The following is a 13867-nucleotide window of genomic DNA, read 5'->3' as shown; positions in this document are numbered from 1 at the left end:
TTCCTACACCCTTGTCCCAGCGATGCGAGGAACCGATGGACGCCACGAACGATCCGAGTCTGAGCCAGCAGGAACGACTCGACGCCCTTGGGCAAGTCATTGAGAGTGAGTCATTCCCCGAATGGGTTGCCGAGTCGAACAACCACATTCACACCTGCTACTCCTTCAGCCCCTACACGCCGAGCGCCGCGGCATTGAACGCCCGCCGTGCCGGACTGAGGGTCGTCGGCTCCGTCGACCATGACTCCATTGCCGCCGCCCCCGAGATGACGGCCGCATGCCGAGCCCTTTCGATGGGCTCGGTCACCGGCTTCGAGATTCGCGCAGTCTTCGACTCCGAGGGCCCTTTGTCGACGCGTAAGCTCAACAACCCCGACTCCGCGGGGATTGCCTATATGACGGTTCAGGGCGTTCCGGCGAAAGCCCGCGAAGAAGTCGGAGCATGGCTCGCCCCGAAGCGCGCCGCCCGCCTCGAACGCACCCTGAAAATGGCCGAGGCCGCGAACGAGATCCTCATCAACCTGGGCCTGGCTCCCTTCGACCCCGACAAGGACATGCTCGCCATCTCGCAGTACGCGAATGGTGGGGGTATTACCGAACGCCACCTGCTCGCCGCCATGGCGAGTGCCCTCATCAAAGGCTTCGGTAAAGGACCACAGCTCCTCGAGGGCCTGGAATCCATGGGGATTGCAATTCCCCCCTCCCTTGAGCAAGCCCTCAGCTCCGAAGAGAACCCGCACCTCATGTACGACCTCCTCGGAGTCTTGAAAGCCGAGTACCTTGAGCGCATCTACATTCAGCCGAGCGATGAACTCCCGAGTGCCGAAGAGGTCGTTGCTTTCGCCGACTCTATTGGCGCAATCGCGACCTACGCCTACCTCGGAGACGTCTTAGCATCTCCGACGGGAGATAAGAAGGCCGAGAAGTTCGAAGATGAATTCCTCGACGAACTTTTCGACGCCATGGAAGCTAAAGGGCTGCGCGCCGTCACCTACATGCCGCCGCGCAACACACCCGAACAGCTCAAACGAGTCCACGAACTCGCCGCCGCCCACGGGATGCTTGAGATCTCTGGAGTCGACATCAATCAGCCCCGTCAGAGCTTCAACTGTCCTGAACTGCGCCAACCCCAGTTCCGCGAGCTCAACGATGCGACCTGGGCGCTCGTCGCACACGAGGCCCTGGTGAATATCTCCCCGGACTTCCATCTCCTCGGGAAGGGGTGTCTCAGCCCTGAGGGGCTTGCCGCCCGGATCGCGGCCTACGCCCCACTGGGGCGGGCCATCGCCGATGGTGCCGATCCTGCTGAGATTGCGAAAACCGCTGCTCTCCTGTGAAAACTCAGACGCCGAAGACCACGTCGACATGACAAAGGACACGACAATGACCAACGCACCGCTCCTTCGGGGCCTCTTCCTTAACGCCCTTTCCCGTCCCGTGATTGTGCGCCAGACCGATCAGCCCGCGACGCTTGAACTCGACGCTGATCTTCTCAGCGTCGACGCTAAGACTCTTAAGGACGTCGAATTGCCCGTCGTCGTCTCCACGGGTGAGGAGACCTACGAGGTGGTCGCCACGAAGCGGGGCGAGCGTGAAATCTCCGGGCGCGTCGCCCTCGTCACCGGCGGAGCCCAAGGTTTCGGAGCCGAAATTGCCAAAGGCCTCGTCGAGCAGGGCTGTTTCGTCTACATCGCGGACCTCAACGCCGAGGGCGCGCTCGCGAAGTCGAAGGAACTCGGAAGCGACACGACCCACCCGATCACAGTGAATGTCGCCGACGAGGAGTCCGTCGCCGCGATGAGTGAAGAGATCGAAAGAATCACCGGAGGCATCGACCTCATCGTGTCGAATGCGGGGATCGTTCGCGCAGGCTCCGTCCTCGAACAGGATGCTTCCGCTTTCCGTCTGTCCACAGACATCAACTACGTTGCCTTCTTCCTCGTGACGAAGCACCTTGGTGGTGTGCTGAGTCGTCAGCACGCCACCTCGGGCGCCTGGTTGACCGACATCATTCAGATCAACTCGAAGTCCGGGCTCGTCGGCTCGAACAAGAACGCGGCGTACGCGGGTTCGAAGTTCGGCGGCATTGGACTCGTCCAATCCTTCGCCCTCGAGCTCGTTGAACACGGGGTGAAGGTCAACGCCATCTGCCCGGGTAACTTCTACGACGGGCCGCTGTGGTCCGACCCGGAGCGTGGACTCTTCGTTCAGTACCTCAAGTCCGGCAAGGTTCCCGGTGCGAAGACGGTCGCGGATGTCAAGGAATTCTACGAGGCGAAGGTCCCGATGCGCCGCGGAGCTTCGGGCATTGATGTGCTGCGCGCGATCTACTACATCGTCGAACAGGCGTATGAGACCGGCCAGGCTCTGCCCGTAACGGGCGGCCAGGTGATGATGAACTGAATCCTCATGAGAACGCGTGGGGTGCGCGCCCGGACCCAGCTGGGCTTCGAATGCAATCGCCGTGTGAATTGGCGAGCGGGCGTCACTTCCACCCCACGCCTTGTGCAGACCGGGAGAGCCAGGGCTCGCCGGAGAACAACCGAAGCAAAGGAAACACACCATGACTGAGTACCCGAAGACCCAGTGCGCGATCCAGATCGTCGGACCCGACGAGTTCATCGTCAACGATCACAAGGCGATCGATCCTGTTGGCCCGCACCAGATGATGCTCAAGGTTGAGGCATGCGGCATCTGCTTCTCCGATACGAAGCTCCTTCACCAGTTCAACACCCACCCCCGCAAGTCTGAGGTCATCAGCGGCATCGACGTGGAGGCCCTCAAGGAGATCCCGAGCTACCGGCCCGGAACAGAGCCGACGACCCCCGGTCACGAGCCCGTCGTCCGCGTCGTTGAAGTCGGCGAGAAGGTCACGCATTTCGCCGTCGGCGATCGCCTCCTCGTCCAGGCCGATTGGAAGCATCTGCGCACCGCGAAGTCGAACGCTGCCTTCGGCTACAACTTCGATGGCGCCCTCGAAGAGTACGTCGTCGTTGACGAGCGCTGCGTCGTTTCACCCGATGGGGAGGAGTTCCTCATCCACGTCTCGGAGGGCCCCTCCGCCGCGGCGGTGGGCCTCATCGAACCCTGGGCGACGGTCGAAGGCTCCTATGCCTGGGCCGAGCGCAACCACATCGCTGATGGTGGCCGCCTCCTTGTCGTGGGCGAGGGGACAATCGACTCTTTGACTGCTGAGCACACTCCCGCCGAGATTGTGCGCGTCGAGGTCGTTGAGCTCGATTCTCTCGAGGGCGAGTCTTTTGAGGACATCGTCTTCTTCGGCGCCGACCCGGAGGGGATCGAGAAAGCCGCGCTGCTCCTGGGGACGCGCGGAGTGATGTGCACAGTCCTTTCCGGAGAGAGGATCGACCGTAAGCTCAGCTTGGACATCGGTCGAGTCCACTACGATTTCACTCGCTTTTGCGGCACGACCGGCTCGGACCCGGCCGAGGGGTACGCCTGGATCCCCGCGAACGGCGAGCTGCGCGAGAACGACACGTGCGCCTTCATTGGCGCTGCCGGTCCGATGGGTGTGATGCACACGATGCGCGCCGTCACTTCGGGAGTGAAGGGCTTGAGCGTCGTGGGCACCGACCTGTCGGATGAGCGCTTGGAGAACCTCAAGAAGGTTGTCGGCCCGAGCGCTGAGAAGAACGGGGTGCCCCTCGAGATCCTCAATACTTCGACTCAACCCCTCGAGTATGGCTACACCTACGTCACCTGCCTCGTGCCGGTGCCGCCCTTGGTCTCCCAGGCGGTCGATATGTGCGCCGAGGGCGCGATTCTCAACGCCTTCGCGGGCATCCCCGCTGGGACTTTCGGCGACTTCGATCTGCAGGGGATCATCGAGCGCAAGATCTTCATGCTCGGTACCTCCGGTTCGGATGTGTCCGATATGCGCACGGTCTTGAAGAAGATCGAGGAGGGGATTATCGACACGACGATCTCCTTGTGGGCGGTGACGGGGATGGCGGGCTTCGGCGATGCCATCGGCTCGGTCATCACACGCACCTCGGGCGGAAAGATCATGGTCTTCCCGATGCTTCACGATCTTGGCTTGACTCCCGTTTCCGAGCTTGCCGAGAAGTTCCCCGAGGTTGCGGCCAAGCTCAATAACGGCTTGTGGACGAAGGAGGCCGAGGAGGCTCTGCTCGCGAGCGCGAAGTGAGCCCGCCATGATCGGTGTCTCCTGCTGAGTCAGTGGGCGTCCGTCGGACAAACGCAGGGGTGAGGCTGCTTCTCTTGAGGAGAAACAGCCCCACCCTTGAGTGCGTCTCAGGCTTTTCGTCGCCCGAGGTGCTATGAGCCTCAGCGCCATCTGGGCCATCGCCTAGCGCTGGGCCTCGGCGCGTCACAAGGACTGACATGAACTGGGCGAGAAGATAGGCTGGCCATATGAGCACGAGCACGCATCTTCCCCCTCCTGTGGTGATGGGGGAGATCATGTCGCGTGCCGATGAGGTTCGCGCCATCGTCCGTGCACACCGCGGGACGGGAAAAATCGCCGTCTTCGGTTCCCAAGTCACGGGCAAGGCGACCAAGGAGTCCGACATCGATCTTCTGGTCGAGTTCGGGGAGGGGACATCGCTCCTTGACGTTGTGGCCGCTGAGGCTGAACTCTCGGAGTTGTTCGGAAGACCCGTCGACATCATGTCCTTCCACGCGAGCGGCTACGCCGCCGACCATGCTCGTCGTCAGGCGGTGCTATTGGCGTGACGCGCGAATCCCTTAGCGTTGAAGAGATTATCGCAGCGCTCAATGAATTGAAGGCGCAGATCGAGTGGATTGTCGAGCGCGGACACGGCGCTTTCGTTGCCTCGACGAGTGAGGCGGGTGTTCTCCAGCTTGCGGTGAGCCACGCGGTGATCAGATTGCAGGCAATCATTGAGGACCTCCCGGAAGATTTCACGCACAACAACTCCGATCTGTCCTTCCCCCTCGTGCGAGGCATGCGCAACCGAATGGCCCATGGCTATCACGAGATCGATCCGCAGATCTTGTGGAGGACGGCTGAAAGAGATTTACCCGACCTGATTGAGCGCCTCCTTCACCATCTGGACTCCTCTCAATAGAGACCTCGATGACGCCGATGGTGCATTTCGGCGAATACACACTGAGGGTGGGGCTGCTTCTCTTGAGGAGAAACAGCCCCACCCTTGAGTGCATCTCAGGCTTTTCGCCGCCCGAGGTGCAGTGAGCCTCGTCGCTTGAGCACGAGGAGAAGGGCTCCGAGGAAGGCAAGGGCAGCAGCGGCTGTTTCGAGCTCCCCGATGCCCGCAGCCCCGGTCTTCGCCAGTCCTGCGGCTGCGAGGTCGTTCGCGTCGGGGGTACAGGGGTTGCCGTTCGCGTCGACCCACACGGTTGTGGAACCCGCCGCTCCGATGCTCGGCCCGAGGTCGAAGTGTCCGTCGTTGACGCCGCCTTCAGTTCCGACGTCGATACTCAGAGTCGTTGAACCCCTCAACTCGGATCCGTCCTTCGCTTGAGTCGTCATGGTGATCCCGAGCGTGTAATGCCCGGGTTCTGTGAAGATCCAGTTGGGGTGGACGTGGGTATTCGGATCGACCGAATGGGATCCTTGCGCGGAGCCTTCAGAGCCGGAGAACCAGATCTCGCCGACTGAGGAGATGGGGGGAGGGCCGAACTCGAAGACCTCAACCCTGCCTGGGCCTGAGAAGGAGGTCAATGCGAAGTTCGTCGCCCCTTGGGTCTTCTCTTGCAGGCTCGGATGCTGAGTGTTGACGCCGATCCAGGGAACACCCTTGACCTGGGACATGGAGATCATCCAGGCGGTGGTGCCCTTCGCAATCCCTCCGATGTCCATCGGGGTGGTGACCTTCCCTGCCTCTCCGATGGAGAAGTTCAAGGTTGTGGGATCGACCCACTCTCCTGGGGAAGTCCTATCGTCCTTGATCTGCGCAATGAGGGTGTCGGCCCCCGAACCGCCCTGACTCTTCGGGAAGCACTTCGCCTTGGGGAGGGCAGAGCCGCTCGAACGCTGGGTCGATGTCGTGCTCGTGGTCCCAGGAGCGGAGGCTTGTGAAGGAGTGGGGGAGGGGGAGGAGTGTTCCCTCGTGTCCTGTGCGGGCGCAGGAGAGGGCGCGGGCGCAGGGGAGGGTGAGGTCGTGGGCGGAGCGGGGGCCCCTTCGGCCTCGTCGACCTTCCAGGTGTAGGTCGCTGTCCGAGATTTCAAGGGTCCAGAGCCGATGGCGAGAAGCGGCGAGGCCGTGGCCCGGACCGTCATCGTGTATTCGCCCGGAGCGGAGAACAGCCAATTCGTGTGCACGTGGGCGGGGCGGGACTGGTGGATGATTGCGCCGGGCGTGATCTCGAGTTCACCATTCGTGAAGGCAGGCTCGGCTCCGCCGAAGGTCTTCGTGTTGAACATGTAGGCCTTTGCGCCTTCGGGGGCGCTCATTGACACGATCTCGAAGTCGACCTCCCCGTAGTCGGGGCGAACCCCGTTCGTGTCCCATCCGGGGAAAAGGATCTCCTGCTGGTTCAGACCTCCGGCGTCGAGAAGGTAGCCCTGTTCGGGAAGGCCCGGGGCGAGCTGCTTGTCGAAGTTCCTCAGCGCATTGCCTCGAACTCGCAGGGTGATATCTGCGGGGTCACGCAGGATGGGCCTACCCGTCGAATCATCCTTTACCACCAGGTACAGGGCGTGGTCTTTGACGATCGCGGTGAGAAGGTCGAGGTGTCCGTGGTCGATTTCGACCTTGTCCTTCGTGGTGATGATCCCATCGGGAGAGGGACCTTCCTCGGGGGTGGGGAGGAGAGGATTGCCTGGCTGTTGCGGGGGTGTGGGTGCCTCGGGCCCGGGCTGTTGCGGGCTTGAGGGGCGAGCGGTGATGGTGACGAGGGCGAAAGCCTCATGTTCTTCACCGGGGCGCCCAACTGAGAGGGTGTACATCCCAGGCTCGAGCTGCGCGGGGATGGGGAGGGATAGGGTAGCTTTCCCCGTCTTATCAGCGGTGGCATCAGATGCGAGCGGCGTGCGGGTGAAGGGCGCGGACATGGCGGTCAGTGCGGCTTCGAGGCGGGTGCCTTCGGAAAAGCCCGAAGCGAGGGCTTCGAGTAGCGAACCGGCTTCAACTTTGCCGCCGGTGTTGGAGATGAGGAGCGAGGGCTCTTCGTGCTCGGAAACTGAAGGATCTGCCGGATTCGCTTCGACGACGAAGGTGTAGGTCTCGATCGGGGATTCGAGGGGTGCGCCCCCATTGGTAGGGGTGACGAGCGCTTGAGCTTTGATCGTGTAGGTTCCCGGGCGGGTGAAGAGCCAGTAGCCGTGGGTGTGTCCAGTAATCGGAAGAATCGCACCTGCACTGAGGTAGGGGCTCGAATCACGAAGAACGGGGGGAAGAGATCCCTCCAGGGTGGGGGTGCCCGTCAGGACGATCTTTCCGGGGCCTTCGACCGAGGTGAAACGCACTTGAGCCTTCGAAAAGCCATTCGCCTGGTAATCGTCAACGGACCAGCCGGGGGAGTAGATGCTCATCTCAGGGCCGATGGCGTTCGAGTGGTATCCGGCCGTCTCATTGATGGACCCGTTGTAGTTCCCGGTCTCCTCGTAGCGTTCTTTGACGAAGAGCATGGTCACTGAGGAGGGGACGCGGCGTGTGGGCTCTGCGGCGCTCACGTCCTCTTTGAGGAAGAGACTGGGTGAGCCGCCGCGGGTGCCGATGAAGAAGGCATCCATGTGGCCGGAGTCGAAGGTGATCGGATCCGATTTCAGTGTGTATCCGGACTGCCCCTCGTTTCCTTGAGGGGAAGGAGCCGCCTGAGAAGTGTCCGCCTCCGAAGCATCCGCCTCTTCTGCGTCATTGCTCGGCGGCGCCCCAGGTTTGCTTGCGCCTGCGTCCTCGACCTCGAAAACGCTTGTGAAGGGTTCAGATTCGACTGTCTCGCCGTCCTGCCTGGTGGCGACGGCCTTTCCGGTCAATTCGTAGTGGCCGGGAGCGTTGAAGAACCAGTGGGCGTGCGTGTGACCGAAGATCGGCAGTGAGGTGCCGGCCTCGAGGTAGTAGTTGCCGTTGGGGATTCCCTCGGTTCCGAACTGGTTGAGCTTGTCCGGGGAGGTGAGGGCCTCAAAGAGGGCTCCCAGTGTGTTGATCTGCTCGGTGGGGATGAGGAATCTTGCGAAGGGCTCGCTGTCGATGAGGCGATTGCCCAAGACCGCGACATCGCCGGGGCCTTCGACCTTGGTGAAGTCGATGCGTACCGAGGTGAAGCCGTTGTTGCGGAATTGTGGCGCTGACCAGCCGGGCTCGAAGTAGTCGCTGTCTTCTGAAGCTGTGTAGTAGCCGCTGTGTCCGCGTTCGAGGTAGGGGGCGAAGACCTCGTATTCGCCGTAGGTCGAGGCAGAAATGGCGAAAGCGACCTCATTCGGGTTGAGTTTGGTGTTGCTCAGGCCGTGATTGACGAGGACCTTCGGGGTGCCTTCGCTGGTATCGACGTAGAAGGCATCGGTGTGTCCTTCGCTGATGGTGTCCCTCCCGGCGGCGCTCGCGGGGGGTGCGAGGAGACCGAGGGAGAGGGCGCAGGCCATGATCCCGCCGAGGAGTTTCGACTTCTTCAGTAACATCACTGCTTCCTTATTGACGAGGACATTCGAGGCACTGAGTCCGTGTTGCGGCGCTCGAATGAGTGGGTCATCGAAGAATCTTAATGATAAGCATTCTCGCTATCAAGTTTGGTGTGCTCGTGATCCTGAGGCGCAATGAGCTGGAAAGGCCACTGCGCTCAAGGGCAGCAATGCGAGGTCGAGTGGGCAGATCAAGCGGGTGCGAGGAAGAACTGAGGGGAGGGGGAGTGGTAAGAGGAAGAGGACTGAAAAAGGGCGCGGCCCCGTCCTCGTATGAAACGAGGGCGGGGCCCAAGGGTGAAGGCTCGTGGAGCGCTGGAGCCTTAGTGCCAGTAGTCGAGCGTGTCGGTAATACCGATTGAAGTGGCTCTGAATTCGGGGTTCTTCCCGGCCTTGCGCTGGGCGATGTAGTCCTCGGCGGCGTCGAGAGCTCTCTTGCCGAGGATGATGATGACGGGCAGGTTAATGAGGGCCATGATTCCCATGAGGATGTCGCCGAGATTCCATGCGACCGAGAACTCCAAGAGGCCGCCCATGAAGACGAGCACCGCCGCAATCGAGCGGAAAACCTGCAATGCCCAGATCGGAGTCGGACGATCGCCCACGAGGAAACGAAGATTGACCTCTGCGTAATAGAAGTTGCCAATAATCGTCGTGAAGGCGAAGAGGAGCAGAGCGAAGCTTGTGAAGGGCAGAGCGAAGTCGCCGAAGACGGTCGCCATCGACTGGGTGACGAGTGGAGCTCCCTTGAGGTCCTCGCCTCCTTGCACCCCCGAAGAAAGAATGATGAAGGCGGTGATTGTGCAGATCACCATCGTGTCAATAAAGACCGAAAGCATTTGGACCAGGCCCTGCTTCACGGGGTGGGAGACGGAGGCGGTCGCAGCGGCGTTCGGAGCGGAACCGACGCCGGCCTCGTTCGAATAGAGGCCGCGCTTGATGCCGTACATCATTGCCGAGCCTGCGAAACCGGAGAAGATCGCCCTGAAATCGAAGGCCTGTTCGAAGATCTGAAGGAACATCGAGGGAATGTTCTGGTAGTTGAAAACAACGACGATGAGGCCTGCAGCGAGGTAGATCAGCGCCATGATCGGCACAAGGAGGCCAGTGACGTAGGTCAGGCGGCGCGTGCCTCCGAAGATCGACAGTGCCATGGCGATGGTGAGGATTCCGCCCAAGAGGTAGGGGGTCCAGGAGGGATCGAACCAGGAGTACTGGCTGAAGGAATCCACAACGTTGAAGGAGGCGAGCATATTGAAGCCGCCCATGTACGTCAGGATCAAGACGAGGGCGAAGGTCGCTGCGAGCCAATGCTGCTTGAGTGCGATCTGAATGTAGTAGGCGGGGCCGCCGATCGAGTGATCGTCGGGGCCGTGGCCGCGCTTCTTGTAGATCTGCGCAAGAGTGGACTCGACAAAGGCGGATGCGGCGCCAAGGGTGGCGATCACCCACATCCAGAACACGGAGCCCGCGCCGCCGAGCGCGATGGCCGTTCCGACACCTGCGATATTGCCGACGCCCACTCGCGAGGCGGTCGAAATCATCAGGGCCCGGAAGGAAGAGATCGCCCCCTCCTGGTCTGGCGGTTCAGAGACGACGCGGATGGACTCTCGGAACATGCGAAGGGGCAGGGCCTTGGAGCGGATAAAGAAGTACAGGCCCGTGCCGATGAGGAGAGCGATGAGAATGTAGCTGTAGAGCGCCGTGGAGACGATGTCGAGGTATCCGTTGATGACCTCGGACAGCGACTGGGGTTCAGAAGGCATGACGTTCTCTTATCAGAAGTTGGGAATCTTTGGCCTTGAGCCAAGGTTGTCGCTGAAAAGCTTATAAGAACAGTCAAGTCCGAGTCATGCCAATGTGCGGAATGTGGGGGAGGGGAATGAGCGGGGAGTGAACTTAGGACAAAGAGAGGAAGAGCTTCTCCAATTCTTTGAACTGGGCTTCTACATCCTCAGGGGTCTGCTCTTTGTTGCTTGCGCAGTCGCGCATGGTGGAGGAGATCACGGAAAAACCAGCTCTTTGCAGAGCAGAGTTCACCGCCGCGAGCTGTGTCACGATGTCGCTGCATCGTCGCCCCTCTTCGACCGCGCGAATGACCGCATCAAGTTGGCCCCGCGCTCGCTTAAGACGGTTGAGGACCCTTTTCTGGGCCTGTGCGCGCTCGGACTCAAGGGCTTCAGGTGTCATATCTCTCTCCCTCCACGTGCACTTGCGAACACAAGGAAATGATACCCCGCAGGGTATATTTTTCCTGACAATCCGAACTCAACGGAGGACCAATGAACACCATCGTGATCGTTGGCGGCGTCGCCGCCGGAATGAGCTGCGCGGCTCGTCTTCGTCGCCTCGACGAACAGGCCCACGTGATCGTCCTCGAAAAGGGCATGGATATCTCCATCGCTTCGTGCGGTCTTCCCTACTTCGTCGGCGGGGAAATCGTCGAGGAAGCCGCACTTCGGGTTCAGACCCCGAAGTCGATCTACGACTCCCTCAACCTTGATATCCGAGTCAACACGGAAGTACTCGCGGTCGACTCTGTGAATCGAAGCCTTCGTATCCGCTCCTCGCAGGGAGAAGAAGAACTCGCCTACGACGCCCTCGTCCTGGCCCCCGGCGCCCGATCGGTTGATCTTCCGATCCCGGGAATTGATCTGCCCTTCGTCAAAACTTTGCGCACCATCCCCGACGCCGTTGGGGTCAAGGAGATGGCCGAGCCCGGCGGACGTGCAGTCGTCATTGGTGCGGGCTTCATTGGCCTCGAGGCCGCCGAGTCCTTGCGTCTTGCGGGCATGGAGGTCGCTCTTGTTGAAGGAAGCGACCATGTCTTGCCTCCTGTAGAAGAGGAACTCTCCTCCCTCGTCCTCGATGAACTCGAGCGCATCGGCATCACTGTCATCGAATCCGCTCGGGTGAGTGGCATTGAAGACGAGGGCGGGCGCGGACGGGTCATCGTCGAGGGGATCGACGCTCTCGAAGCTGATCTCGTGCTCGTTGCGGTTGGTGCGCGTGCCCGCATCGAACTTGCCCTAAGCGCCGGGATCCGCGTCGAGAATGGCGCGATCGACGTTGACAATCATGGGCGTACCTCCGATGAGCGCATCTGGGCCGCCGGAGATGCTGCGCTGTCCACCATTGCGGCAACCGGCGCTCGTCGTCCCGTTGCTCTCGCGGGTCCTGCGAGCCGTGCGGGGCGCCGTATTGCCGACGACATCATCTCGGTTCTCAATGGCCAGGCCCCGGCCGCTAAGGAGATTGTCAAGCCCCTGGGCACGGCGATCGTGCGGGCTGGCGATCTCCAGGTCGCGATGACCGGTTCCAACTCTCGTGAACTCACTCGAGCGGGAATCCCCTTCAGGGCGATCCACACCCACCATGCTCAGCACGTCGGCTATTTCCCCGGCGCCTCCACCATTTCCCTGGTGGTCCTCCTTGGCGAAGACGGGGGAATCCTGGGGGCGCAGGGTGTTGGGCGTGAGGGCGTCGACCGCAGGATCGATGTCTTGGCAACGGCGATCCGTGCAGGGCTCAAGGCGGAAGAACTCATTGACCTCGACCTCGCCTACGCTCCTCCTTTCGGAGCTCCGAAAGACTCTGTCAATATGGTCGGAATGATCGCGGAGAACCTTTTTGACGGCATGCTTGAACTCTGGTACGCGAACCAGCTCGACGAGATCCGAAAGACTCACCTCATCCTCGATGTGCGCCAGCCCGATGAGGTCGCCGAAGGGCCGAGGATTCCCGGCTCGCTGCGCATTGCGCACACTGAGCTCCGGGGGCGCATAGACGAGGTCCGCGAGGCTGCCGACGAGCGTCCCATCGCGATTCACTGCCTCTCGGGTGTCCGCTCCTATCTGGCGTATCGCATGCTCGTCGATGCGGGATTCGAGGCCGCATCGCTCGACGGGGGAATGCTCACGCTTGAAGCCTGGGCGAAACGTCACCCGGGTCTCATTGAGCGTTGAGTTTCTTCGTGCTCGGTGTCAGTGCTCGAGGTACAAGACATCAATCACTCGCACGCGAGGGTGACGCTGATGATCGGAGCAATCGGGCGCTGTCAGGGCTCGGGTTTGACAGGATTGAACAACGACGCACGAGGGTGCGAGAAACCAAGGAGAACAACATGTGCAGTCCGGTGAAGTGCAAGGTGTGCGGTAAGACGACGTGGGCTGGCTGCGGCCAGCACATTGACGCGGTGCGTGCGATGGTTCCCGCTTCGCAGTGGTGCGATGGCAAGCACAGTGCGGAAGAGATTGCGAAGGTGAAGGGGAACTCGAGCTTCTTCGGGAGCCTCTTCGGCCGTAGGTGACCCGGAGTTCCCGTTGAGGTCAGAGCGAATCGGAAGTCCCCTTGAAGGGCCTCTTTGGGAAGAGCGAGACCTCTGTATAAGGGGTGCGGCCTCTGTAAAGGCGAGGCCCCTTTTATGTCGGAAGGGGGCGTAGCCTCGCTTCGCCTCTCAGGCTCATGGTTCCGATCTACCTGCGAAGTCTGAGGCCGTCGACTCTCAGGCTTGCGGCTATGCGGATCGCTTGAACACCAATGCGCGGCGCGCACGGACTATGTTCCGGCGTGCCGCGCATTCATGTGTGCTGGGGTTTGCGGTGGCGTGGGTATCGGCGTGCCGTCGACCAGCAGACCAGCAGACCAGCAGGGAAGCGTGCGCATGCGCGTCGGCTTCGGCCCTCTTCTCCGTTCCTTCTTCCTCGATGTCTATGGATTCGCACGCGTGCCAGGTCTTGACTGTGCCGCACGGGTGGCGCGTATCGCAAGGACCTTTACGGGTTCTCGTAAAGAAGCAGTGGGTTCCAAGCAACACGGAAAATGCGCAAAATCTGGACGAAAAAAGCTAGGAATAATGCTGAAGCCGCGTGCTGCTGACTTCGAAGAAGCTGTGTGTGATGGATTACGTGCCCGCTTCGTAGCCTTGTGCTCCTCTTGTGGGAGCGGGAGTTTTTGGCGATATTCTCAGCATTTGTGAGCTGGTGAGTGGTGTTTGAGGGGTTCGGATCTCGATTTGACGGTGCATCGGGCGGTCGCTAATGTTCTTCTTGTTGCGCCGAGCGCTTGAGACTCTTTCAAGTCAAAAGTTCGCGCCACGGCGCTAAGCCTCCCCTTCTTTCGCAGGGCATTCCTGTGTCTTGTTTAAGAAGGTGTTTGGGTGTTGTTTGTGAACTCGATAGTGTGTTTGTTTTTTATGCCTGTTTTTTGTTTTTGAGTTGTTTTTGGTTGGGATTGCCTGCTGTGCTGTTGTGGTGTGGTGGGTTTTTCTGGGCTTTGACGTTT

At 60.8% G+C, this 13867-nt stretch carries 10 protein-coding genes; 7 read left to right on the top strand and 3 right to left on the bottom strand.

Going from position 1 to position 13867, the window contains the following annotated elements; genetic code table 11:
• Positions 1–35: 35 nt before the first annotated feature.
• From JFX23_RS08770 to JFX23_RS09620, 5 genes are all read left to right on the top strand, one after another.
• Entirely contained in the window at positions 36–1337 is a 1302-nt protein-coding gene (locus JFX23_RS08770; RefSeq protein WP_198776575.1) for a PHP domain-containing protein, read from the top strand.
• A 46-nt stretch (positions 1338–1383) separates the two neighbouring features.
• Positions 1384–2403, top strand: coding sequence for an SDR family NAD(P)-dependent oxidoreductase (locus tag JFX23_RS08765; protein WP_198776574.1), 1020 nt, complete (start codon positions 1384–1386; stop codon positions 2401–2403).
• Between the two features lie 160 nt (positions 2404–2563).
• Complete coding sequence (locus JFX23_RS08760; protein ID WP_198776573.1) at positions 2564–4168, top strand: alcohol dehydrogenase catalytic domain-containing protein; 1605 nt, start codon at positions 2564–2566, stop codon at positions 4166–4168.
• Between the two features lie 227 nt (positions 4169–4395).
• The gene (locus tag JFX23_RS08755) at positions 4396–4716 is read left to right on the top strand and encodes a nucleotidyltransferase family protein (protein WP_198776572.1); all 321 of its coding nucleotides are present in this window, start codon (positions 4396–4398) and stop codon (positions 4714–4716) included.
• Entirely contained in the window at positions 4713–5072 is a 360-nt protein-coding gene (locus JFX23_RS09620; RefSeq protein WP_198776571.1) for a HepT-like ribonuclease domain-containing protein, read from the top strand. Before JFX23_RS08755 ends, JFX23_RS09620 begins: the two co-directional genes overlap by 4 nt.
• Positions 5073–5167: 95 nt before the next feature.
• Here JFX23_RS09620 and JFX23_RS08745 read toward each other — a convergent pair whose 3' ends face one another.
• The 3 genes from JFX23_RS08745 to JFX23_RS08735 all read right to left on the bottom strand — a co-directional run bounded on the left by JFX23_RS08745 (position 5168) and on the right by JFX23_RS08735 (position 10774).
• Positions 5168–8584, bottom strand: coding sequence for a choice-of-anchor M domain-containing protein (locus JFX23_RS08745; protein ID WP_198776570.1), 3417 nt, complete (start codon positions 8582–8584; stop codon positions 5168–5170).
• A gap of 323 nt (positions 8585–8907) precedes the next feature.
• Positions 8908–10350, bottom strand: coding sequence for an alanine/glycine:cation symporter family protein (locus JFX23_RS08740; protein ID WP_198776569.1), 1443 nt, complete (start codon positions 10348–10350; stop codon positions 8908–8910).
• Between the two features lie 133 nt (positions 10351–10483).
• Positions 10484–10774 (bottom strand): metal-sensitive transcriptional regulator, encoded by a 291-nt coding sequence (locus JFX23_RS08735; RefSeq protein ID WP_198776568.1) that lies wholly within the window; start codon positions 10772–10774, stop codon positions 10484–10486.
• 92 nt (positions 10775–10866) lie between these two features.
• Here JFX23_RS08735 and JFX23_RS08730 point away from each other — a divergent pair, with 92 nt between their 5' ends.
• Both JFX23_RS08730 and JFX23_RS08725 read left to right on the top strand, forming a co-directional pair.
• Complete coding sequence (locus tag JFX23_RS08730) at positions 10867–12549, top strand: FAD-dependent oxidoreductase (protein ID WP_198776567.1); 1683 nt, start codon at positions 10867–10869, stop codon at positions 12547–12549.
• 158 nt (positions 12550–12707) lie between these two features.
• Positions 12708–12893, top strand: coding sequence for a hypothetical protein (locus tag JFX23_RS08725; RefSeq protein WP_005963540.1), 186 nt, complete (start codon positions 12708–12710; stop codon positions 12891–12893).
• Positions 12894–13867 lie beyond the last annotated feature (974 nt).

The organism is Schaalia cardiffensis (assembly GCF_016405145.1).
Classification (GTDB): domain Bacteria; phylum Actinomycetota; class Actinomycetes; order Actinomycetales; family Actinomycetaceae; genus Pauljensenia; species Pauljensenia cardiffensis.
The sequence above is the reverse complement of the archived record's forward strand: the minus strand, read 5'-3'. Positions and strand labels throughout refer to the sequence as shown.

Excerpts from the sequence above, each read along its gene's own strand:
- JFX23_RS08770 (WP_198776575.1), top strand. The coding sequence starts at position 36 with ATGGACGCCACGAACGATCCGAGTCTGAGCCAGCAGGAACGACTCGAC.
- JFX23_RS08765 (WP_198776574.1), top strand. The coding sequence starts at position 1,384 with ATGACCAACGCACCGCTCCTTCGGGGCCTCTTCCTTAACGCCCTTTCC.
- JFX23_RS08760 (WP_198776573.1), top strand. The coding sequence starts at position 2,564 with ATGACTGAGTACCCGAAGACCCAGTGCGCGATCCAGATCGTCGGACCC.
- JFX23_RS08755 (WP_198776572.1), top strand. The coding sequence starts at position 4,396 with ATGAGCACGAGCACGCATCTTCCCCCTCCTGTGGTGATGGGGGAGATC.
- JFX23_RS08745 (WP_198776570.1), bottom strand. The coding sequence starts at position 8,584 with ATGTTACTGAAGAAGTCGAAACTCCTCGGCGGGATCATGGCCTGCGCC.
- JFX23_RS08740 (WP_198776569.1), bottom strand. The coding sequence starts at position 10,350 with ATGCCTTCTGAACCCCAGTCGCTGTCCGAGGTCATCAACGGATACCTC.
- JFX23_RS08735 (WP_198776568.1), bottom strand. The coding sequence starts at position 10,774 with ATGACACCTGAAGCCCTTGAGTCCGAGCGCGCACAGGCCCAGAAAAGG.
- JFX23_RS08730 (WP_198776567.1), top strand. The coding sequence starts at position 10,867 with ATGAACACCATCGTGATCGTTGGCGGCGTCGCCGCCGGAATGAGCTGC.
- JFX23_RS08725 (WP_005963540.1), top strand. The coding sequence starts at position 12,708 with ATGTGCAGTCCGGTGAAGTGCAAGGTGTGCGGTAAGACGACGTGGGCT.